We start from the raw sequence: 22927 nt of genomic DNA on the forward strand, positions 1-22927 counted from the left end.
GTTCCTGCCGCACGGTGGGGTGCCTACCCGGGCTTTCTTCTGGGCGGGTGCTGCGCATGGATTTTCCAGGTGCGGAGGCTGCACAGTTGCGTGCCAGATACCCCGCCGCATCCGCAAAGGTAGGGGAGAGAGCACCGCCTGCGAGGGGCACCGTTCCATTCCCTGTTGATTCCCGTTTTGAATTCTGCATCCTGCCGCCTGTGGTCTAGGATGGTTAGGTACATTTATCTTTTTCAGGAGAGCCCGTGACCCTCTACACCGCTTTGAGCGAGGTCCCCGCCGGCTACGGCCCCTCGGTCGTGACCATCGGCAATTTTGACGGCGTGCACCGTGGACATGCCCGCGTGATTTCGCGCGTGGTCTCCCTTGCTGAAGAGCACGGTTTGAGCTCTATCGCGGTCTCTTTTGACCCGCACCCGATGCAGGTGCACCGTCCCGAGGCGGCCCACCACGACATTATGGGTCAGGGTTCGCGACGCTACTTCATGTGCCTGCTGGGTCTGAACGACTACCTGCTGCTGAACTACAACCTGGAGTTTGCTGCGCAGACCCCCGAGGAGTTCGTGAAGTCCACCTTCGTGGATGCGCTGAACGCGCGTTTCGTGGTCATCGGTGACGACGTGCGCTTTGGTAAGAACAACTCCGGCGACCTGAACACCATGCGTGAGCTGGGGGAGAAGTACGGGTTTGAGGTGGTTGTCGTTGAGGACCTGATGGTGGATGAGAACACCCGCTGCTCCTCGACCCGCATCCGCCAGCTGCTGCTGGAGGGCGATATGCCCGCCGCAACCGAGCTGCTGGGTCGCCACCACATGATGGCTGGTGAGGTCGTACACGGTCTGGCTCGCGGCCGCGAGTTGGGCTTCCCGACCGCGAACCTTGAGCTTGAGGCGCGAGGCCTGATTCCCGCCGACGGTGTGTACGCCGGCTGGCTCGTGGACGAATCCGGTAACCGTCACCCCTCCGCTATTTCGGTGGGTACGAACCCGACCTTTGACGGTATTGAGCACCGCCAGGTTGAGGCGCACGTGATTGACCGCCCGGAAGAGCGCGTGGAGGATTTCAACCTGTACGGTCAGCGTGTGCTGATTGAGTTCGTGAAGCGTCTGCGTCCCATGGTGGCGTACACCGGTGTTGAGGCGCTGATTGAGCAGATTAACGATGATGTGGTGCAGACCCGCGAGGTGCTGGCTGAGGACGCGAAGAACTACTGCCCGCCGGAGTGCCCGGTGCAGGCGGAAGTGAAGCATCCTCATCTCTAGAGCAACAGCCTGCGCTCATAGCTTTTGCCTTTAACGGCTTTGAAGCCCCGACGGCAGATTTTCGGATCTGCCGCGGGGCCTTTGCGTACCCGACCGGATGCGCAAAAGCGGGCACCTTCTTCGCACCTGACCGCCCGCGCCTTCCGACGAAACCTCGTGCCCCGCACGCCTTGACGTTCTGCGCTGCACGCCTTGACGTCCTGCGCCTCCCGTGAGGCACCCCTGTTTTAGTCGTCCCCGTTTTAAGAGAAGATAGAGTCATGGAAAAAATGAACGTCGAATCCTTCAACCTCGACCACCGCGCCGTGGCGGCACCCTACGTGCGTATCGCGGACCGCAAGGTTCTGCCCGGTGGCGACACCCTCATCAAGTACGATATCCGCTTCACTCAGCCGAACACCGCGCACCTGGAAATGCCGACTGTGCACTCCATCGAGCACCTGAGCGCCGAGCACATGCGCAACCACACCGACCGTCTGATTGACTTCTCCCCGATGGGCTGCCAGACCGGTTTCTACGCGCTGACCCTGGGCCTGGAGCCCGAGGAGTTCTTCCCCATCCTGGAAGCAACCCTCAACGATATCCTCAACGCGACCGAGGTTCCGGCAGCGAACGAGGTGCAGTGCGGTTGGGGTGCCAACCACACCCTCGAAGGCGCGCAGGCTGCGGCTCGCGAGTTCCTCGCGGCACGCGATGAGTGGGCTCAGGTGATGGCGTAATGAGCGCACAGATCCCTGACGCTTTCGCATCCGCCTTCAACCCGGTGGACTTTGACCCGAACGCTTTCGACCCGGCTGAGGCGTTCAACAGCATGTTTGAGCTGATGGACGGCATGTCCAACGCCATCATTATTCAGGTGGCAATGGATGAGGAACTCGCACCTTTCCTGAAGGTGACCGAGGAGCTGCAGCCGTCCTTCACCGAGGGGGCGGCGGTATTCCATCCGCGTTACCTGCAGGTGGGTGAGGACCAGGTTCCGCTGCTGCTGGTTCGCTCCAAGATCGGTCTGGTGAACGCGGCGAGCGCCGTCACCGAGGCGATCAGCTACTCCTCGAACTGCCTGGGCGTCATTAGCGCAGGTACCGCCGGCGGTTTGGCTCGCGGCATTAACGTGGGCGACGTGCTGATTGGCGAGAACTACACCTACACTGACGCCGACGCGACCGCCTTCGGTTACGCGCGCGGCCAGGTTCCGGGCATGCCCGAAAGCTACGACGGCCAGGCGGACGAGTGGCAGGATGCTCTGGAGCATGCGCTCGCCGCACTTGAGCCGGTGCGTGAGCAGGCTGAGAGCGTGTGGGAGGTGCGCCGCGGCCAGATGCTGGCGGGTAACTCCTTCGTAACCGCCCACAACGTGAAGGACACCCGCGAGGCGTTCGAGGGCGCCATCAGCACCGATATGGAGACCACCGCTATTGCGCAGGTCTGCCACAACTACGAGATTCCGTTTATCGGAGTGCGTTGCGTGTCTGATCTGTGCGGCCCGGAGGCTGACCAGGACTTCCACCTCTCCGTGGACGTGGTGGCTCCTCGTTCGGCTCGTTACGCGCTGCAGCTGGCCGCTGAGCTGTGGACCGAGGCGCAGCTGGAGGCGCTGGAGCTGGCTCTCTAAAGCTCTAGAACTAACGATCCAGAGCATGCGGCACGATGTGAGCTCGCATGCGGCAAGTGCCGGGGCGTGAACCTGACGGGTTTGCGTCCCGGTATTTTTGCGCCCCGGTCCTTTTGTGCCGGTCTTTTTGTACTGGTTTTTGTACCCCAGTCTTTTTCTGATTAGGCACCTGATGTACCCGGTCCGTAAGAAACGCAGAAATATTAACCGCGGTGAATATACATTCTGTGTGTCGTGGAGTACTATGAATGAGGAAACTGTCCGATCTCACAGAGGAGTACGTCGTGAAGTTCTGCCCGACTCTCGCCTCCGTCACCGGTCTGCTCGGTGGCTACAAGGTTGCATCTAGCACCGGCATCCGCCCGCTCGGTGGCGCTGTCCTGGCACTGTGCGGTGCCGTGGCTTACAAGAATTGGAAGCGTAAGGCTGGCGCAGGCCGTGCCACCTTCCTCACCGCTGTCTACCTCGGCGCGTTCGGCGCCGCTCATCCGCTCGCCAAGAAGCTTGGCGCGTGGCCTGCAGTCTACACCGTGACTGCTGCAACCGCTCTGTGCTCTATCGTCATTGGACGTAAGCGACAGAAGTAGTCTTTGACGAAAAGACGGCGGAAAGGCAACGTTGCCTTCCCGCCGTCTTTTGCGTTCCCTCCCACCGTACCGGTTGGGTGGGGATGCGACGGGGCGACGCGCGAAGGCAACACCTTCTGCGCATCGCCCCATCACTCGATGGGGAGTGAATCAACCGGTACCGCTCTCAGCCACCTGCTAAGCTGCGGCACCGCCCGATAAGTTTCCCCGCCACCGGCGGGTACACCCCACGAGGTAAAGGAAAAGAAGAAGATGAATACCACTCCGGACTTATCCCCGGTACAGCAGGGCGTAGCTGAGGCTACCTCCGAGAGCCCGCAGCTAGCGCGTGGACTCTCCCTGCGTCACATCATGTTCATCGCCCTCGGCTCCGCCATCGGCACCGGCCTGTTCTACGGCTCTGCATCCGCCATTCAGCTGGCGGGCCCCTCCGTGCTGCTTGCCTACGTTATTGGTGGCGCTGCAGTGTTCATGGTAATGCGCGCAATGGGCGAACTCGCCCTGGCGCACCCGGTCTCCGGAGCGTTCTCCGAATACGCCACCCGCTACCTTGGACGCTGGGCGGGTTTTGTGACTGGCTGGACCTACGCCCTGGAAATGGCGCTGGTCGCCATCGCGGACGTCACCGCCTTTGCCGTGTACATGAAGTTCTGGTTCCCGAACAGCCCCTCCTGGATCTGGATCGTCTCGGTTCTGCTGATTCTGCTCGCCATTAACCTGGCGAAGGTCAAGGCGTTCGGTGAAACCGAATTCTGGTTCACCCTCGTGAAGGTCAGCGCCATTATCGCCATGATCGTTGGCGGCGTGATTCTGCTCTTCGTGGGCGTGCAGGCGCACGATTCCGTGACGCCCTCCGTCACGAACCTCTGGGCTCTTGAAGGCGGCTTCTTCGCGAACGGATTTACCGGCTTCCTCGCCTGCTTTACCGTGGTGATGTTTGCCTTCGGCGGTATCGAGAACATCGGTATTGCCGCCGGTGAGGCGAAGGACCCGCGCACCTCGATTCCCAAGGCGATTCGCACGGTGCCGTTCCGCATCCTCATCTTCTACATTCTGACCCTGTCGGTCATCATGTCCCTATACCCCTGGTACTCGGTGACGAAGGCGAACTCGCCGTTCGTGCAGATCTTTGAGGGCCTGGGCATTCCGGCGGCTGCTTCGATTCTGAACGTGGTCATCATTACCGCCGCCATCTCTGCGCTGAACGCGGACGTGTACGGTGCCGGCCGCATGATGTACGGCCTGGCGAAGCAGAACCTGGCGCCGGCTTCCTTTGCGAAGGTTACGAAGAACGGTGCGCCCTGGATGACCACCCTCATCATGGTGCTGGTTATGGCGGTCGGTGTGATCGTGAACGTGCTCTTCGAGAACGCGTTCGAGGTGGTCGCCTCCCTGGCAACCTTCGCGACCGTATTCGTATGGGTCATGATTCTGCTGGCGCACATTGCCTTCAAGCGCAGCGGCGCCGATACCGAGGCGCAGCCGGTACGCCAGCCCCTGTGGCTGAGCTACCTGGCGTTGGCGTTCATGATCTTTATCGTGGTGCTCTTCGGCTGCTTCGCCGACACCCAGCTGGCGCTGGTGATGGGCGCAATCTGGTGCCTGTTCCTGCTGGGCTACTACCGCCTCGTGGTGGTCCGCGCTCGCGCCGCGGCGTAGGCACTCAAGCCACAGGACACCCGGCGGTAGCGGCTGCCGGGTAGCGCCCGTGTGAACGTTCGCCTCGAAAGCCCGCCGGCCGGTAGTGTGATGAGCTACCTGCCGCCGGGCTTTTGCGTGCCCTTCCGCGAACGCGTCCCGGTAGCGTAGAATGGGAAGAACGCGTCTGCAGTCCGCAGCAGACGACGTGTATTACAGGGCGTAAGCCCACCACCCGGCGGCAACCGTCCGTACGGGACGTATGCGGTACTAACTCTAGGAGTTAAAAGTGGCACTGGATCCCGCTGTCAAGCAGGCAATCATCAAGGAATACGCAACCCACGAGGGCGACACCGGTTCGCCCGAGGTTCAGATTGCAGTTCTGTCTCGTCGTATCGCCGACCTGACCGAGCACCTGAAGTTCCACAAGCACGATCACCACTCCCGTCGTGGCCTGATGATCCTCGTTGGTCGTCGCCGCAACATGCTCGGCTACCTGAAGAGCGTCGACATCGAGCGTTACCGTTCGCTGATCGAGCGCCTGGGCCTGCGCCGATAAAACAGGAGCGTCTTGACGCTTTTGTGGTGATTAATCGCCTTTAGGCGGTGTGTGCGGACGTGCTGTCAGCACTACCAACCCTCCATCACGGAGGCGGGTAGCGCCAGCGCGTCCGTACTGCCGCGTTGAGGGGCGCATCTTCCGCTGGCTAAATTCCTAGCTAGATGTTTGGCTAGATTCCAAAGCTGCGTTAGAAGATGCCGCCTCACCTGAAAGAAAGAACAGAAGGCCGTGCCGGCACACACGCCGCGGTCCTCGGTAGCGAATTACGGAACAACACCACCCCACAACCTTGCTGATAAAAATCGGCATATGTAGGGGAGCGGTGCCGTGGTTTCCTATCGAAGGCCGACTCGTGCGCCGTACGGCCTACCAAGAAGAAAGAAGGAACCGTGGAAGGTCCCGAAATCAAGTTTGCTGAAGTTGAAATCGACAACGGCATTCACGGTAAGCGCCACGTGCGCTTTGAAACCGGCCGTCTCGCCAAGCAGGCTAACGGCTCGGTGCTCGTCACCATCGATGACGAGACCACCCTGCTCTCCGCAACCGTGGTCGGCAAGTCTCCCCGCGAGGGCTTCGACTTCTTCCCGCTGACCGTGGACGTGGAAGAGCGCATGTACGCAGCCGGCAAGATCCCGGCATCCTACTTCCGCCGCGAAGGCCGCCCCAGCACCGAGGCCATTCTGGCAGCCCGCCTGATTGACCGCCCGCTGCGCCCCGCCTTCACCAAGGGCATCCGCAACGAGGTGCAGGTCGTCGTGACCGTCCTGACCTACAACCCGGACGAAATCTACAACACCTTCGCGATCAACGCGGCTTCGGCATCGACCACGCTCTCCGGCGCGCCCTTCAGCGGCCCCATCGGTGGCGTGCGCATGGCACTGATTGACGGCCAGTGGGTCTGCTTCCCCAAGTACTCCCAGCTGGAAAACGCCGTGTTCGACATGGCTGTTGCCGGTCGTATCGTCACCAAGGCTGACGGTACCGAAGACGTCGCCATCATGATGGTCGAGGCTGAGGCCACCGACAACTCCTGGAAGCTCATCAAGGAAGACGGCCAGACCGCCCCCACCGAAGAGGTCGTCGCCCAGGGTCTGGAAGCCGCTAAGCCCTTCATCGCCGCCCTGTGCAAGGCCCAGGCTGACCTGGCCTCCCGCGCCGGCAAGCCCGCTCTTGAGTTGCCCTTCTTCGGCGGCCACGGCGAGGACGTGGACGCAGCCGTGAAGGAATTCGCCGCAGACCGCCTGGTCGAGGTGTACTCCATCGCTGGTAAGCAGGAGCGCGAAGCAGCAGCAGCTGAGCTGAAGGAAGACCTCAAGGAGGCCCTGACCGGCGAGGGTAAGGAATTCGAAGAGCGCGCCGACGAGGTTGACGTGGCATTCGCCGCCCTGACCAAGCACATCGTGCGCCAGCGCATCCTCACCGAGCAGGTCCGTATTGACGGCCGCGGCCTGACCGACATCCGCCAGCTCACCGCTGAGGTTGAAATCCTGCCCCGCGTGCACGGCTCCTCCCTCTTCGAGCGTGGCGAGACCCAGATCATGGGTATCACCACCCTGAACATGCTCAAGATGGAGCAGCAGCTGGACTCCCTGCACCCGCTCAAGTCCAAGCGCTACATCCACCACTACAACTTCCCGCCGTACTCCACCGGTGAGACCGGCCGCGTGGGTTCGCCCAAGCGCCGCGAAATCGGCCACGGTGCACTCGCAGAGCGCGCAATCACCCCGGTGCTGCCCTCCCGCGAAGAGTTCCCCTACGCAATCCGTCAGGTCTCTGAGGCTCTGGGCTCCAACGGCTCGACCTCCATGGGCTCGGTCTGTGCATCGACCCTGTCCCTGCTGAACGCCGGTGTGCCGCTGCGCGCACCCGTTGCAGGTATCGCAATGGGCCTGGTCTCTGACGAGGTTGACGGCGAGACCCGCTACGCAGCCCTGACCGACATCCTCGGTGCGGAAGACGCACTGGGCGATATGGACTTCAAGGTTGCAGGTACCTCCGAGTTCGTGACCGCTATCCAGCTGGACACCAAGCTCGACGGCATCCCCGCATCCGTGCTCGCTGGCGCACTGACCCAGGCACGTGAGGCTCGCCTGCACATCCTCGAGGTGCTCGTCAGCGCGATTGACGCACCGGATGAGATGAGCGAGTTCGCACCGCGCATTATCTCCGTGAAGATCCCGGTCGCCAAGATCGGTGAGGTCATCGGCCCCAAGGGTAAGATGATCAACCAGATTCAGGAAGACACCGGCGCAGACATCTCCATTGAGGACGACGGCACCGTATACATCGGCGCAGCTGACGGCCCCTCCGCAGAGGCAGCACGTTCGGCAGTGAACGCTATCGCTAACCCGCAGGTTCCCGAGGTTGGCGAACGCTACCTGGGTACCGTGGTGAAGGTGACCGACTTCGGTGCGTTCATCTCCCTGACCCCCGGTAAGGACGGCCTGCTGCACATCTCCGAGATGCGTAAGCTCAACGGCGGCAAGCGCGTTGTTGACGCTGAGGACGTTGTCTCCGTGGGCCAGAAGGTCCAGGTGGAAATCACCAAGATTGATGACCGCGGCAAGCTCTCGCTGGCACCGGTCGTTGAGGGTGGCGACGACGAGTAGTCGTAACCCCCGCTAAGTGATGAGGGGCGCCCGGCGCACCCGGTGCGGTTCATTCCCCGCCGGATGCACCGGGCGCCCCTTCGCTGTGCTTGCCCTGCATCTTTTGATGCTCACCCGCCCCACCAACTGTGGGACTGCCTACAGGTAGTGGGGCGGGAATGCTTACCTTCAGACGTACCTGTTGAAAGGTTCTTCTCTCTATGTCTATTTCCCTGCCCGTCGAGCTTGAGGCGATTGCCGAAGAGCTCAACTACGAGCACGGCCGCCTCATCTACGAAGGTGTAGGCGGCAATGAGGTGCGCCGCTCCATCCTGCCCGGTGGCGTACGCGTGATTACCGAAAAAATGCCCGGTACCCGCGGCGTATCCATCGGCTTCTGGGTGGGAGTCGGCTCCCGCGACGAGGCCCCCGGCATGCTTGGCTCCACCCACTTCCTGGAGCACCTGCTGTTCAAGGGCACCGGCACCCGCACCGCCCTGGACATTGCATCCTCCTTCGACGCGGTAGGCGGCGAATCTAACGCCCTGACCGCTAAGGAGCACACCTGCTACTACGCGCGCGTGCTCGACGATGACGCGCCCATGGCGGTGGACGTCATCACCGACATGGTCACCAACGCCCTGCTGGACCCGGCTCACCTGGAACAGGAACGCGGCGTGATCCTCGAAGAAATCGCCATGGACCAGGACGACCCGACCGACGTTGCCTTCGAGAACTTCGTGGAGCAGCTTATGGGTGAGAACCCGCTGGGCCGCCCCATCGGCGGTACCCCGCAGGAGATTACCGAGGTGCCGCGTGACGCCGTGTGGGAGCACTACAAGCGCTACTACACCCCGGACCGCCTGGTCATTTCTGCCGCAGGTTCGCTGGAGCATAGCACCATGGTCCGCCTCGTGCTGGAGGCGCTGACCCGCTACGGCTGGAACCTGCAGGAGGGCGTGGCACCGGCACCGCGTCGCGTACGCACCGACAGCGGCATTGTTCCGCTGAGTGAGCTGCGTGAGGTGGAGAAGGGCTTCGAACAGACCAACATTGTGATGGGTTGCCCGAGCATTATCGCCGGTGACGACCGCCGCTACGCGATGAGCGTGCTGACCAGCGCATTCGGTGCGGGCATGTCCTCGCGCCTGTTCCAGGAGATTCGTGAGAAGCGAGGCCTCGCCTACAGCACGTTCGCGTTCTCCGGTGCGTACTCGGATGCCGGCTACTTCGGCATGTACGCGGGCTGCCTGCCCGCTAAGACCGAGCAGGTGCGCGAGGTTATGGGCTACGAGTTCGATAAGCTCGCCACCGCCGGTATTACCGAGGAGGAGCTGACGAAGGTCCGCGGCCAGCTGGCTGGTTCCACCGTGCTCGGTAGCGAGGACTCGGGATCGCGCATGTCCCGTCTGGGTCGCGCCGAGCTGGACTCTGGACTGTTCACCAGCACCGATGAGCTGCTGGAGAAGATTCGCGCGGTCTCCCTGGAGGAGGTTCGCGACCTGGCGGCGTACCTGGGGCAGCAGCAGATGATTACCACCATCGTGCGCTAACCCCTGAACATCCCTAACGTACAACGCTGGTAAGGCATAGAATGCCCGTTCCCACACCCCACCAAAGCGGGGGAGGGAACGGGCATTTTGTGTGCATCGGTATCTACGAAGAGATACTTCCAAGAAGTGCTTCCGAGTGTTCTGCCGCCCATGCTCTTGACGCTCAGCATGAGCGGCAGAACCGAAAAAGCTACCGCTGAGAGCTACTACTTCTGTGCCTTGGCAATAGCTTCCATCAGCACCTGGGCGTAGAGCTCCTGACCAGCAACCTCAGGGTGAACACCGTCAGAGGCCAGCAGACCACTCTGAGTCTGCAGAGCCTGGCGGATCGTAGAGTTCCAATCCGCAATGATCACACGATCAGAATGCTGAGCCGCAAACTCACGAATCTTACCGTTCGAGTAGTCAATCCAGGTCAGGTTGCGCGGGCCGTAACCGGTGACCAGCACCAGCTTAGAATCGGCGGGCATAGCCGCCAGAACCTCGTCGAGCTGACCATCCAGAATGGTCGAGTTCGCGGTCACCGACAGCACGAAGGTCTTACGGATCTGGCCGTTGGAACCCATAGACTTAATAATCGGCAGGGCCTTAGCAATGGTTCGTCCCTCAGCCGCATCGATAGATGCCTCGGGCATCTTGTCGTACAGCTCGGGGGACACAGCCACCACAATGGAGTCACCCACAATGGTCACCTTCGAAGAATCCACCGAACCTGTAGCAGCCTTAGAAGCCGAGGGGCTTGCCGAAGCCTTCGCGTCCTTGCCCGCAGCGCTCGGGCTTGCCGATGCGCTCGCAGCCTGCGCCTCCTGACGAGCCTTCAGGCGTTCAGCGGCGGCACGCTTGCCGTCCTCAACGGACTGCTGGGCGGTAGTCATCGCCGGAGCGGTGTGCACCGCCAGGCCGGTCGAAGCAGCAGCCACAACAACGGCAAGAGCCACCGAAACCGGCAGGAGCCTAGTGCGTGAAGACTGGAAAGCCGCCACCACACGGTTAGCGCTACCGCGGAAACCGTAGCGGCGAATCGGGGTCTCAACCCAGCGGTACGACATCTCCGCAATCGCGAAGGTCGCCACCAAAACGCCCACATTTACCAGCGGGGAGCGGTCCGCACCCATCAGGTAGTGCATGACCACGGCGAGCGGCCAGTGCCACAGGTACAGGCCGTAGGAACGTTCGCCCACCCAGCGCAGGGGCGCGAAGTTCAGCAGGCGGCGCAGCATCTCGGAGGCACCAGCGAGCATGTCGGGCAGCATACCCTGAATCACGCCCAGCGCCAGCAGGGAGGCGCCGAACAGACCCCAGGGAATCGCGCCGGGTGCCGACTCGGGAACCAGAATTGCGTAGGGAATCAGCGCGAACAGGGACAGCCAGCTAATCATGACGCGGGCGAACGCGACCAGGCCGAAGGGCTGAGCCACACGGTACAGCACGGACTGCTGCAGCGGCGGGTACAGCGACCAGGGGCGCGCGAACGCCAGCAGGGCGCCGAGCAGCAGGCCGTACAGGTGCGTGTCGGTACCGTAGTAGACGCGGCTAATGGGTGCGCCAGACATCAGAAGAGCGGTGGCGGTGCTCAGCGACGCAATAATACCCAGCACCATGACCACGCTAAAACGACGCCAGCGGCGGCGCAGCAACAGACCAGCCGCAACAATCAGCAGCGGCCACACCACGTAGAACTGTTCTTCCACCGCCAGGGACCAGAAGTTCGTGAAGAGCTCCGGGGAGGTCTGCGCGAAGTAGTCATTACCGGCAAAAATGGAAATCCAGTTGGACGAGAAGGTCGCCGCACCGGCGAGCTGTCGGCCGAGGTTCACCTGAATATCGCCGCCAATGAGCAGGCTGACCGGTCCCATGACCAGAATCAGCAGGGTAATGGCGGGAAGTAGTCGGCGGGCACGGCGAATCCAGAAGTTGCCCAGGGCAATTTTGCCGGTGAGAGCACCTTCACGCAGAAGCAGGGAGGTAATCAGGAAACCGGAGATGACGAAGAAAATATCCACGCCGATCATGCCGCCGGGTAGTACGGTGGGCCAGAAATGGTACACCATCACGAGGAGCACAGCGATTGCTCGCAGACCGTCCAGACCCGGCAGAATATAACGCCGGTTAGCCTCATCTGGACGCACGGAGGAGGTAAAGAGGGACTTCATACTGTCAAAGCACTCCGTAGGATGGAAATTATAGAAATACTTCCTAATTATATGGTTGCTAACTTTAGATAGCGTATTAAACGGCTTGTATGACGGTTAGATTACTTCGCTTTTTAGACCGCTGAGGTTCCGCGGGGTATCTCACCCAGCGTGTGCGATGGCGTGCACCGCGCCCACACGGGGGATAATAGAGGCTGTACGTCACAGCGTCTGCCCCATAGTCGGGGTGCACAAAAGCTACGGAGGAGAGAAGATGGCCCACGAGGTTGACGAAAAAATCTGGAAGGTAGCGGTACTCGGTGCCGCGGGGCGTATGGGTTCCGAGGCGGTGCGCGCCGTCAACACCTCCGCTGATATGGACCTGGTGGCGGCACTGGGCCGCGGCGACGACCTGCAGGAGCTGGTCGATGCTGGTGCCGAGATCGTGATTGACCTGACCGTTCCCGAATCCAGCGAGGCGAATGTGCGCTTTGCGGTGGAGCACGGCATGCACGCTGTGGTGGGTACGACCGGCTGGACCCCCGAGCGTCTTGACTCCCTGCGCGAGCTGCTGGCGGAGCACCCCGAGGTGGGTGTGCTCATCGCCCCGAACTTTGCGATTGGTTCGATCCTGGCAACCGAGTTCGCGGCGAAGGCGGCACGCTACTTCGAGTCGGTAGAAATCATCGAGATTCACCACCAGAACAAGGTGGATGCCCCCTCCGGCACCGCCGTGCACACCGCCCGCAAGGTTGCCGCCGCCCGCGCGGAGGCTGGCGTGGGTGCAAGCCCGGACGCCACCACCTCCGACCCTTTGGGTTCGCGCGGCGCCGTGATTGACGATATTCACGTGCACGCGGTGCGTCTGCGCGGCATGGTGGCGCATCAGGAGATTCTGCTGGGTGACCCCGGTCAGCAGCTCGTGATTCGTCACGATTCCTTTGACCGTGTCTCCTTCATGCCCGGCGTGCTGTTGGGTGTGCGTGAGGTGGCGGCGCATCCGGGTTTGAGCGTGGGCTTGGACGCCTACATGGATTTGTCCTAGGAGAGAATATTGTCTGAACAGACTTCACCCGACACCTCGCCGGTATCTTCCGAGGCTCGTAGCCCCTGGTGGACTTCGCTACGTTTGTGGACTGTCTGCGCCTGCGTGCTGATGGTGCTGACCGTGCTGATTCTGCCGCTGCCTCTGGCGGCGCGTGCCTCTATCCTGGGCGTGCTGATTTTTAGTGCCGTCTTTGTGACGGTGGATGCCGGCGGCTGGGGTAAGACCTTCGCGGCACTGACTTGCGCGCTGCTGACCCTGTACCTGGCGCATATTGCGCAGCAGGGGTTCGTGATGCTCACCTCCGGTTCGGTGGCTGGCATTGTGCTTGGCGCGGGTATGATTTTGCTGCCGATTCTGGGTGCGTGGGCGCTGGTGCGTGAGGTGCTTTTCGGCGCTCGTATTCAGCGTATGGCTCAGGAGCTGGCTGCTTCGGGTGAGCTTGCGGAGGATACCCTGCCTCGCACCCCGGCGGGTCGTGTGGACCGTGAGGCTGCGGCGGTGGAGTTTGAGAGCTTCGCGGCGGCGGTGGAGCAGGAGCCGAATAGCTGGAAGGCTTGGTTCAACCTGGCATGCATGTACGATGCGGGCGGCGAGCGCAAGCGTGCCCGTGCGGCGATGCGTAACGCGTGGGCGTTGCGTTCGGGCGGTCAGGCGAAGGGCATGCGTTAGGCTCTGACCCTGCGATCCCTAGTCAATGCCACATTTATTTTCGGTATGAGACTGATAACGCCGAGGCTATGTGCCCGGTTTCATAGGCTCTCGTGGAAGTACCGCGGGTTTGAAAGAGTCCGAATAGTAGAACACGCATGAAAACTTATGCGTTCTAACGGAAAAATCTGCATTTCGGGCGTACTCTGGACATATGTCTGAGAACCTTTCGAACCCCGGTACTTTTGTTGAACCTGTCTTCGGTCGCCTCCTGACCGCAATGGTGACCCCCTTCGCGAAGGACGGCTCCGTTGATGAAAAGCAGGTTGCAGACCTGGCGAACTACCTTGTGGAGAACGGCCACGACGGCCTGGTGGTCTGCGGTACCACCGGTGAATACTCCACCATGACCGATGACGAGAACGAGCGCGTCTTCCAGATTGTGAAGGACACCGTCGGCTCTCGCGCGAAGATTATTGCCGGTGTTGGTTCGAATGACACCGCGCACACTATTGAGCTGGCGCATCGCGCCGAAAAGATTGGTGTGGACGGCCTGCTGGTCGTGACCCCCTACTACAACAAGCCGACTCAGCCGGGTGTCTACGCCCATTTTGCGACCGTTGCTCAAGCAACTGAGACCCCCGTCATGCTGTACGATATTCCGGGTCGTGCGGGCATCCCCATCGCACCCGAAACCTACCGTCGCCTTGCAGAAATTGATAGTATTGTAGCGGTGAAAGACGCCAAGGCAGACTTCGGTGCCGCAACCGAGGTCATGGCAACCACCGACCTGCACTACTACAGCGGCGACGACGGACTGACCCTTCCCTGGATGGCAATGGGCGCCGTCGGCCTCGTTTCGGTGACCGCACACGTGGCACCTGCACTCTTCCGTGCCCTGATTGATGCTGTCGTTGCACAGGACCTGGTGGAGGCTCAGCGTCTTCACCTGGAACTGACTCCGATTGTCCGAGCAACCATGGGTCGTGCCCCCGGTTGCGTTGCTGCCAAGGAAATCCTTTCCTGGCAGGGTGTGCTGGATGAGCCCGTCGTTCGCTTGCCGCACGTACTCTCCGAACCGGAGGTTGCTCAGGCTATGCGAGCTGACCTGCTCTCCTCGAGCATCGCTCACACCCTCAAGAACTCCTAAACTTTGACGCAGAACCTGCACAACTTATCGTGTAGAGCGCGTATATATAGAGGACTTCGGCTACCGTCACACCCCACTTTTGGGGCGCATGTTGTAGCCAACGGATGCGGACTCCACACCTAACACTAGGTGAGGGGTCCGCTCTGGCGTATTGCCACGGTTTACCGCCCAATGATTCGGCCCCCACTCAGACAGGGACGTAACTTAGGCAGAGGCACCCGCGCAGTACGCCCCCAATACTTTTAAATACTTTCGGTGATTTGGACGCACCGGCAGCACCTCCGCCTCGGCACATGAGAGCCGAACCGGCGGGAGCGCTTGCGGTACGAAGCGTCGCCTACGAATCACAGACATCACAAGAAAACATAGAAGAAAGAGGAGACACACGATGAGCGTCTTTGAAGCGAATCTTCCCCTCCCTCCCCGCCTGAAGAAGGACACCCTGCGCGTGGTGCCCCTGGGCGGCCTGGGCGAAGTCGGTCGTAATATGACCGTGTACGAAATTAACGGCAAGCTGCTGATTGTTGACTGCGGCGTGCTCTTCCCCGAAGAGTCCCAGCCCGGCGTGGATCTGATCCTGCCCGACTTCAGCTACATTGTCGACCGTCTGGACGACGTGGTTGCCATGGTGCTGACCCACGGCCACGAGGACCACATCGGCGCGGTTCCCTACCTGCTACGCCGCCGCCCCGACATCCCCCTGGTCGGTTCCGAACTGACCCTGGCACTGGTTGAGGCGAAGCTCGCCGAGCACCGCATCAAGCCCTACACCCTCGCGGTGAAGGAGCACCAGGTGGAGCGTTTCGGTCCGTTCGAGTGTGAGTTCGTTGCTGTGAACCACTCGATTCCGGATGCGCTGGCTGTCTACATCCGCACCAAGGCCGGCAAGGTTCTGCACACCGGTGACTTCAAGATGGACCAGCTGCCGCTGGATGGTCGCCTGACCGACCTGCGCCACTTTGCTCGCCTGGGCGAGGAGGGCGTGGACCTGTTCCTGCCGGACTCCACCAACGCTGAGGTTCCCGGCTTCACCCCGACCGAGAAGCACATCGGTCCGGTGCTGTCGAACGTTTTCCGTGACGCAAGCGGCCGCATCATTGTGGCTTCCTTCTCCTCGCACGTTCACCGCGTGCAGCAGGTGCTGGACGCAGCCGCTGAGCGTGGCCGCAAGGTCGTGCTCGTGGGCCGCTCCATGGTGCGTAACATGACCATTGCTGAGAAGCTGGGCTACCTGAAGGTTCCCGCTAACGTGCTGGTGGACCTGAAGAAGGTTGACGACTACCGCCCCGACCAGATCGTGATGATGTGCACCGGTTCGCAGGGCGAGCCGATGGCGGCACTGTCGCGCATGGCGAACGGTGACCACAAGATTCAGATTGAGCCCGGCGACACCGTGGTGCTCGCCTCCTCGCTGATTCCCGGTAACGAGACCAGCGTCTTCCGCATCATTAACGCCCTCATGAAGCTGGGCGCTAACGTGGTGCACAAGGGCAACGCGAAGGTTCACGTTTCCGGTCACGCTGCCGCGGGTGAGCTGCTTTACTGCTACAACATTCTCAAGCCGAAGAACGTTATGCCGGTTCACGGCGAGGTTCGCCACCTGATTGCCAGCGGTGACCTGGCGATGGAGACCGGCGTTCCGAAGAAGAACGTGCTGCTCTGCGAGTCCGGCACCGTTGTGGATCTGCGCGATGGCGTGGCGTCCGTGGTGGGCGAGGTTACCTGCGAGTACCTGTACGTTGACGGCCGCTCCGTCGGTGAGGTCACCGAGAGCGACCTGAAGGACCGCCGCATCCTGGGTGAAGAGGGCTTCGTGTCCATCGTGACCGTCATTGACCGCGCAACTAAGCGCGTGGTGACCGGCCCGGATATTCACGCTCGCGGTATCGCTGAGGACGACTCGGTCTTTGACGAGATTGTTCCGAAGATTACCGCCGCTCTGGAGGATGCTCTGCACCGCGCACCCGAGAAGGTACACACCGTGCAGCAACTACAGCAGATTGTGCGCCGCACCATCGGTGCCTGGATTTCTCGCCGTCTGCGCCGCAAGCCCATGATTGTTCCCGTGGTTGTTGAGAACACCTCGAAGGCCGCGAAGAACTAACACTCTGCGCGAGGCTAGCTGCCCGTAAACAGCGAAAAGGCGGGGTCGATACGTTGTGTCGGCCCCGCCTGCTGTGTATCTGCCGAACGGATGGGTGAAAGCTGCGCGAAAGCTGCGCGAAAGCGAACATAGCAGGGGAGAAGCGCCTCATCAGCGCCCTATCAATGCCCTCACAGACACAGTGCGGGGCACACTTTTTAGCTCACTGATAACGAAAGAATCGGTACATTAACGGGAAGGTTGATACCCTAAAAGGTATGGCTCCACGGACCACGAAGGGTCGTAACACGACCTCTACTAAAGCAAACACTAAGAAGACCACCCGCAAGCGCACCACCTCCCGAGGCGGTGCCCAGCGCGGTGCCAACGCGGCGAACCCTGTAGCGGGTGCTATCTCCTCCGTCTGGCTGAGCATCGCTCACGCTATCGGTGGGCTCTTCCGCTCCATCGGCGCGGTGCGCACCGACCTTGCGCCCGAAGACCGCCGTGACGGCGGCGCGCTCACCATCCTGCTGTTCGGCCTGATTAGCGCCGGAGTGGAGTGGTACAACTGGCGTGCCCACACCTCCCTCGGTTTGTTGCGTGCGCCCCTGGACGCCTGGCACACCATGCTGGGCGGTATTTTCGGTCAGGGCGCCCTGCTGGTCCCGGTGCTCTGCCTCATCATGGCGTGGTGCGTTTTCCGTGGACCCGACCTGATTAAACGTAATAACCGCGTGGCGTTGGGCTCCTTCATCATCCTGGTGGCGACCTCCCTGTTCTTTGCTCGCCATGCGGGTCACCCGACCTTCGCGGATGGTTTTGACGCCGTCTGGGCTGGTGGTGGTGTGGCTGGCGTGCTGCTGGGCACCCCCATTGTGCGTGTGAGCGGCGGTATTGCGTTCGTTGAGATTCTGATTCACCTGCTACTGGGTATTGCCGGTCTGATGGTTCTGACGAATACCCCGATTCGTCAGGTGGTGCCGCGTACTTTGCACCTGGTCGGTCTGGCTCTGGGTGAGAAGCCTAACGGCACGACTCGAACCTCCGCGAAGGATAGCCCTTCGGATGCGACTCAGACCGTGGATCTGAACGCTGAGGAGCACGACCGTAGCTACCTGTACGAGGATGAGAAGCCGGCGCGTACGGCTCCGAAGTCTGGCGGCCTGTTCTCTCGTCTGCGCGGTTGGTTGGGCATTGCTCCCGCTGCCTCGACCGATTCTTCCCTGGACGAGTACGCCGGTGATGAAGCATTCGTGAGTGCCGTGGTGGATGAGACTCACCCGGAGACCACGCAGATGCCGGTACAGCCGGCGGACTCTGCACAGGATTCTGCGCAGGGATCCGCTCAGCAGACGCGCCCGGCGGCTAAGCCGAACCGTCTGTCCCGTCTGCCCGGTCGCCTCAACCAGGCACCGGCCGCGCAGGGTACGTCCGCCCAGGGTACTTCTGCACAGAACGGTGCTTATTCGAGCAGCCCTGACCTCTTCGACGTTGAGGCGTCGGATGCGCCCGCAGCCCGCCTGGATCAGGTGCAGCGCGCCGCTGTGGCGAACGGCCGCGTGAACCGTATTCCTGGCGAGGAGCCTCTCTTTGATGTTGAGGCATATGACGGCTTCGGCGCTTCTGAGGAAGCTGCACCGCAGACTAAGCCGCACCAGGTGGTGAACCCTGCGCAGTCTGCCGCCTCGGCTTCCGCGTCCCAGGCTCCTGCCGCACCCGCGGCTCAGCCTCCGATTCCGACCCGCATGCACTCGCCGGGTGCTCACCCGAAGAACGCGGCTCCCGCGGCTTCGCGAGCGCCCGAGGCTGGCGCATCCCGCCCGCTGCAGAACAATACTCAGGTGGCGACCACCGAGCGGGCGCGCGGCGAGCAGGTTGTGCAGTCCTCCCGCGGCGCGTACGTGCTGCCTTCTGAGGAGATGCTGGTTTCTGGCCCGCCCGCTAAGGAATCCTCCGAAGTCAACGAGCACGTGGTTGAAGCTTTGACGAACGTGCTGGAGCAGTTCAAGGTGGATGCGCAGGTCACCGGCTTCTCGCGCGGCCCGACCGTGACCCGCTACGAGATTGAGCTGGGTCCCGCCACGAAGGTGGAGCGCGTGACCGCGCTGAGCAAGAACATTGCGTACGCTGTGGCGAGCCCGGATGTTCGTATTCTGTCCCCGATTCCGGGTAAGTCCGCAATCGGTATTGAGATTCCGAATACGGACCGCGAGACCGTGGCCCTGGGCGACGTGTTGCGTTCCCCGCAGGCTCACGCGAACCAGCACCCGATGGTCATGGGTGTGGGTAAGGACGTTGAGGGCGGCTTCGTGCTGGCGAACCTCGCGAAGATGCCGCATATGCTGGTCGCCGGTGCGACCGGTGCCGGTAAGTCCTCGTTCGTGAACTCGATGATTACCTCGATTCTGATGCGTGCAACCCCGGACCAAGTGCGCCTGGTGATGGTTGACCCGAAGCGTGTGGAGCTGACTGCCTATGAGGGTATTCCGCACCTGATTACGCCCATCATTACGAACCCGAAGAAGGCTGCTGAGGCTCTTCAGTGGGTGGTTCGTGAGATGGATGCCCGCTACGACGACCTCGCCCACTACGGCTACAAGCACGTGGACGACTTCAACAAGGCGGTGCGTGAGGGTAAAGTTCAGCCCGATCCCGGTAGCAAGCGCACGGTGCACGAGTACCCGTACCTGCTGGTGATTGTTGACGAGCTCGCCGACCTGATGATGGTCGCCCCGCGTGACGTGGAAGAGGCGATTGTTCGTATTACGCAGCTGGCGCGTGCGGCGGGTATTCACCTGGTGCTGGCGACCCAGCGTCCGTCGGTGGATGTGGTGACCGGTCTGATTAAGGCGAACGTTCCGTCTCGTATGGCGTTTGCGACCTCCTCGGTCACTGACTCTCGCGTGGTGCTGGATCAGCCCGGCGCGGAGAAGCTGATCGGTCAGGGTGATGCGCTCTTCCTGCCGATGGGTGCTTCGAAGCCGATGCGTGTTCAGGGTGCGTGGGTGTCTGAGTCTGAGATTCACGCCGTGGTTGAGCACGTGAAGAAGCAGGCGCCGACCATCTACCGTGAGGACGTGATGGTCTCTGCCGCGAAGAAACAGATTGATGAGGAAATCGGCGATGACCTCGACGATCTGCTGCAGGCGGCGGAGATTGTGATTACGACCCAGTTCGGTTCGACCTCGATGCTGCAGCGTAAGCTACGCATGGGCTTCGCGAAGGCTGGCCGCATCATGGACCTGCTGGAGTCGCAGGGCGTGGTGGGCCCCTCGGAGGGCTCGAAGGCACGTGAGGTGCTCATCCGCCCGGATGACTTGCAGGCGACCCTGGCGCGTATTCGCGGTGAGGAGCCTCCGGCTGCTGACCCTTACGCGAATGCCGTGGACCCGGGCGAGCCGGTCACCGACTATTTCGATGAGCCCGATGATGAGGGCTCGGAGGACGCCTGGCAGCTGACCGGCCGCTAGCCCCTCAGCGCCCTATCCATTCGGCTGAGTCCACTCAGCTGAGTGAGCGTGCGACATGCACCCCGTATCATCCCTGTGATGTCTGCTACGGCACACGTATAATGGACGGTACGGGGTGTTTGCGTATCCCCGATACGTTTAGGTGTCGGTGCGTACGCGGTCTCTCACCGTCGAAAGCCATCTACCCGTAAGGAGCCGTTATGAGTGAAGCTCGCAATTCCGCACCCGCCGGTGCGGTCAGCACAGCGAAGCCTTCGAACTGGAATGTGCCGAATGTGTTGACGGTTCTGCGTATTATTGCGGTTCCTTTCTTCATTGTTGCCCTGGTTGCGGGCGGTACTTTTGGTGCCGCTGATCCGACGCACCGCTGGCTGGCGTGGATTATTTTTATTCTTGCTATGCTCACGGACTGGGCGGATGGCTACCTGGCGCGCTCGCGTAACCTGATTACGAGCTTCGGTAAGATTGCTGACCCGATTGCCGATAAGTTCCTCACTGGCGCGGCGTTCATTGTGCTGTCGGCGCTGGGCGAGCTGTGGTGGTGGGTCACGATTGTGATTCTGCTGCGCGAGTGGGGCATTACGATCATGCGTCTGTTCGTCATTAAGTACGGTGTGATGGCCGCTAGTAAGGGCGGCAAGATTAAGACCGTTCTGCAGACGGTGGCGCTGGTGCTGATGCTTCTGCCGCTGGGCCAGCTGGGTATTGGCTGGCTGCTTCCGGGTTGGGTTCTGATGGGCGCGGTCACCGCGATTACCGTGTGGACCGGCTTGGTGTATGTGCGTGATGCGTATATTTTGCGTCGTAACTGGTTGCAGGCTCAGGCCTCCCAGAGCGGCGGTAAGTAGAGGCGAGGGGAGTGGCATGTGCTGCTCCCCTTCGCTGTACCTGCGGTGCGTTGCGTGCCGCGTGAGGTTTTGGGCGGCGGTGCGCCGCTGAAAGGAGAGAATGATGGTTCCCCTCGTACTTGAAGACGCTCTGTCCCTTGAGCTTTCCTCCGCTGAGGTTTTCTCCGGCACCCCGGAGGCGGCGGCGCTGCTGCTACGTGATGCGGTGCAGTTGCGCGCCGCCCAGGAGGGGCCGGTGCAGGTGGCGACGGCTGAGTCGCTGACCGGCGGGGATGTGGGCGGTGCGATTTGTACGGTGCCGGGCGCATCCGCGTATTACCGCGGCGGCGTGATTTCGTACGCCTACGAGGTGAAGTCTCAGGTGCTGGGCGTGGACGCTCAGCTGCTGGCACGTGAGGGAGCGGTGCATCCTGCGGTGGCGGTGCAGATGGCGGTCGGTGCGGCGCGTGTGTGCGGTGCCGATTATGCGGTGTCGACCACGGGTGTTGCCGGTCCTGATTCTGCGGATGGTCAGCCGGTGGGTACGGTCTATATTGGTGTGTGTTCCCCGTCCGGTTCTGAGGTGTTTGAGCGGCACTATTCGGGGGACCGGGCGCAGATTCGTGCGGCGGCGAGCGCGGATGCGATTGCTTTGCTGGCGCGTGCGGTGCGCGGCGGCGCCGGTGGGGTTCTGAAGGACGAGCTGGCGTAGCGTGCCGGGCTGTGCGGCGCCTGGAACGGCTGTGTAGTCGTCTGTGCAGCGCCTACCTGAGAAAAAATTTTACGGTTCAAATATATTCACAGGGTTCTTTCAGCTCCGAGGGAATAAAGGCATAGGTTCGCCTGTTTGAATAGATACAAGCCATAAGAAGAGGACGAAAATGGCGAGGCTCCTAGCTCATGCCTCAAAAATCAGTTAGGCTTAACTCTGTACAGTCCCGCGCGTCGGGAATACCTACTCAGGAAAGTGATATAGAAGCTCATGGCTAAGCAGCGCGTATCGATTAATGGCATTACTAAGTGGAAGGAAATCGAGGAGACCCCCCGACAGGCCGCCCCGGTCGTTGAGGAAGCCAAGGTTGTTCCCCTGCGACAGGCAATCGGTGAGGTCCTTCGCGACGTTCGCCAGCGTCAGGGCCGCACCCTGCGTGAGGTTTCCCAGCGTGCCCGTGTTTCCCTCGGTTACCTGAGCGAAGTTGAGCGCGGTCAGAAGGAAGCTTCCTCCGAACTGCTGGCATGGATTTGCCAGGCTCTGGACATTCCGATGTCCCAGATGCTGCGTGAGGTTGCCGACCGTATGGCGGTTCTCGAGGGCGTTCAGATCCCGGATACTGTTCCGGCTGAGATGTCTGAGCAGTACAAGAGCGATTACTACATTCTCTCGAAGTAACGCGAGGCGGCACATGCCGCACTAAACGTGAAGCGATGCCGTGCATCCCCGTAAGGTGGGTGTGCGGCATCGCTTATTCTCGGTTTATTACCGAGCGATGTGACGAATTATGAAGCAAACTAGCGGTGAAGCGGAAGGAGCGCTTGTGAAGCTGAGCGAATTTTGGGCGTGCATGGAGTATGAGTTCGGTGCCGGGTATGCTCCGGTACTTGCGCGGGACCTGGTGCTGGGCTCGCTGGGTCATGTGACCGCTGCGGAGGCGCTGGACCAGGGCGTTAACCCGAGGGATGTGTGGCTGGCGATCTGTGATGAGCAGGAGATTCCGCAGGAGCGCCGCCTGGGTCCGGATAAGGAACCGCTGCGCTAGGTAGTGA

The 22927-nt window shown here is 61.4% G+C and carries 18 protein-coding genes; 17 read left to right on the plus strand and 1 reads right to left on the minus strand.

Annotation, left to right across the window (positions count from 1 at the left end):
- Nucleotides 1–245: 245 nt before the first annotated feature.
- From HMPREF2919_RS00560 to HMPREF2919_RS00595, 8 genes are all read left to right on the plus strand, one after another.
- Complete coding sequence (locus tag HMPREF2919_RS00560) at nucleotides 246–1262, plus strand: bifunctional riboflavin kinase/FAD synthetase (protein WP_070665676.1); 1017 nt, start codon at nucleotides 246–248, stop codon at nucleotides 1260–1262.
- Between the two features lie 260 nt (nucleotides 1263–1522).
- Nucleotides 1523–1981, plus strand: coding sequence for an S-ribosylhomocysteine lyase (locus HMPREF2919_RS00565; protein WP_005507094.1), 459 nt, complete (start codon nucleotides 1523–1525; stop codon nucleotides 1979–1981).
- Nucleotides 1981–2874, plus strand: coding sequence for a 5'-methylthioadenosine/S-adenosylhomocysteine nucleosidase (gene mtnN, locus HMPREF2919_RS00570; RefSeq protein ID WP_049341700.1), 894 nt, complete (start codon nucleotides 1981–1983; stop codon nucleotides 2872–2874). Before HMPREF2919_RS00565 ends, mtnN begins: the two co-directional genes overlap by 1 nt.
- Before the next feature lie 248 nt (nucleotides 2875–3122).
- Nucleotides 3123–3461 (plus strand): hypothetical protein, encoded by a 339-nt coding sequence (locus HMPREF2919_RS00575; protein WP_049341701.1) that lies wholly within the window; start codon nucleotides 3123–3125, stop codon nucleotides 3459–3461.
- Nucleotides 3462–3713: 252 nt separating this feature from the next.
- Nucleotides 3714–5120, plus strand: a complete 1407-nt coding sequence (locus HMPREF2919_RS00580) for an amino acid permease (protein ID WP_070665679.1) — start codon at nucleotides 3714–3716, stop codon at nucleotides 5118–5120.
- Between the two features lie 268 nt (nucleotides 5121–5388).
- Nucleotides 5389–5658 carry a 30S ribosomal protein S15 gene (rpsO, locus tag HMPREF2919_RS00585; protein ID WP_005507098.1) on the plus strand — a complete coding sequence of 90 codons (270 nt, stop codon included), beginning with the start codon at nucleotides 5389–5391 and terminating at the stop codon, nucleotides 5656–5658.
- 392 nt (nucleotides 5659–6050) lie between these two features.
- A complete protein-coding gene (locus tag HMPREF2919_RS00590) occupies nucleotides 6051–8270 on the plus strand; it encodes a polyribonucleotide nucleotidyltransferase (protein ID WP_070665682.1) in 2220 nt (739 codons plus the stop codon).
- A 200-nt stretch (nucleotides 8271–8470) separates the two neighbouring features.
- The gene (locus HMPREF2919_RS00595; RefSeq protein ID WP_005507100.1) at nucleotides 8471–9802 is read left to right on the plus strand and encodes a M16 family metallopeptidase; all 1332 of its coding nucleotides are present in this window, start codon (nucleotides 8471–8473) and stop codon (nucleotides 9800–9802) included.
- Between the two features lie 206 nt (nucleotides 9803–10008).
- Here the strand turns inward: HMPREF2919_RS00595 and HMPREF2919_RS00600 are convergent, their stop codons facing one another.
- A complete protein-coding gene (locus tag HMPREF2919_RS00600; RefSeq protein ID WP_070665684.1) occupies nucleotides 10009–11955 on the minus strand; it encodes an acyltransferase family protein in 1947 nt (648 codons plus the stop codon).
- A gap of 253 nt (nucleotides 11956–12208) precedes the next feature.
- Here HMPREF2919_RS00600 and dapB point away from each other — a divergent pair, with 253 nt between their 5' ends.
- The 9 genes from dapB (at nucleotide 12209) to HMPREF2919_RS00645 (ending at nucleotide 22920) form a co-directional block, all read left to right on the plus strand.
- Entirely contained in the window at nucleotides 12209–12979 is a 771-nt protein-coding gene (dapB, locus tag HMPREF2919_RS00605) for a 4-hydroxy-tetrahydrodipicolinate reductase (RefSeq protein ID WP_070665687.1), read from the plus strand.
- Between the two features lie 9 nt (nucleotides 12980–12988).
- The gene (locus HMPREF2919_RS00610; protein ID WP_070665690.1) at nucleotides 12989–13651 is read left to right on the plus strand and encodes a tetratricopeptide repeat protein; all 663 of its coding nucleotides are present in this window, start codon (nucleotides 12989–12991) and stop codon (nucleotides 13649–13651) included.
- A 193-nt stretch (nucleotides 13652–13844) separates the two neighbouring features.
- Nucleotides 13845–14780, plus strand: a complete 936-nt coding sequence (gene dapA, locus HMPREF2919_RS00615; RefSeq protein ID WP_070600699.1) for a 4-hydroxy-tetrahydrodipicolinate synthase — start codon at nucleotides 13845–13847, stop codon at nucleotides 14778–14780.
- A 388-nt stretch (nucleotides 14781–15168) separates the two neighbouring features.
- On the plus strand, nucleotides 15169–16884 hold the full coding sequence (locus tag HMPREF2919_RS00620; RefSeq protein WP_070665693.1) for a ribonuclease J: 1716 nt from the start codon (nucleotides 15169–15171) through the stop codon (nucleotides 16882–16884).
- 257 nt (nucleotides 16885–17141) lie between these two features.
- On the plus strand, nucleotides 17142–20336 hold the full coding sequence (locus tag HMPREF2919_RS00625) for an FtsK/SpoIIIE family DNA translocase (RefSeq protein ID WP_070665696.1): 3195 nt from the start codon (nucleotides 17142–17144) through the stop codon (nucleotides 20334–20336).
- Between the two features lie 200 nt (nucleotides 20337–20536).
- Complete coding sequence (gene pgsA / locus HMPREF2919_RS00630; protein ID WP_070665698.1) at nucleotides 20537–21184, plus strand: CDP-diacylglycerol--glycerol-3-phosphate 3-phosphatidyltransferase; 648 nt, start codon at nucleotides 20537–20539, stop codon at nucleotides 21182–21184.
- 100 nt (nucleotides 21185–21284) lie between these two features.
- Nucleotides 21285–21875 (plus strand): CinA family protein, encoded by a 591-nt coding sequence (locus tag HMPREF2919_RS00635; protein WP_070665701.1) that lies wholly within the window; start codon nucleotides 21285–21287, stop codon nucleotides 21873–21875.
- 270 nt (nucleotides 21876–22145) lie between these two features.
- Nucleotides 22146–22553 carry a helix-turn-helix domain-containing protein gene (locus HMPREF2919_RS00640; RefSeq protein ID WP_012903910.1) on the plus strand — a complete coding sequence of 136 codons (408 nt, stop codon included), beginning with the start codon at nucleotides 22146–22148 and terminating at the stop codon, nucleotides 22551–22553.
- A gap of 145 nt (nucleotides 22554–22698) precedes the next feature.
- Nucleotides 22699–22920: a DUF3046 domain-containing protein gene (locus tag HMPREF2919_RS00645; protein WP_049351797.1), complete on the plus strand. Its 222-nt coding sequence runs from the start codon at nucleotides 22699–22701 to the stop codon at nucleotides 22918–22920.
- Nucleotides 22921–22927: the final 7 nt, after the last annotated feature.

Origin of the sequence: Rothia sp. HMSC068E02, assembly GCF_001813565.1 — a bacterium.
In the GTDB taxonomy this organism is placed as follows: domain Bacteria; phylum Actinomycetota; class Actinomycetes; order Actinomycetales; family Micrococcaceae; genus Rothia.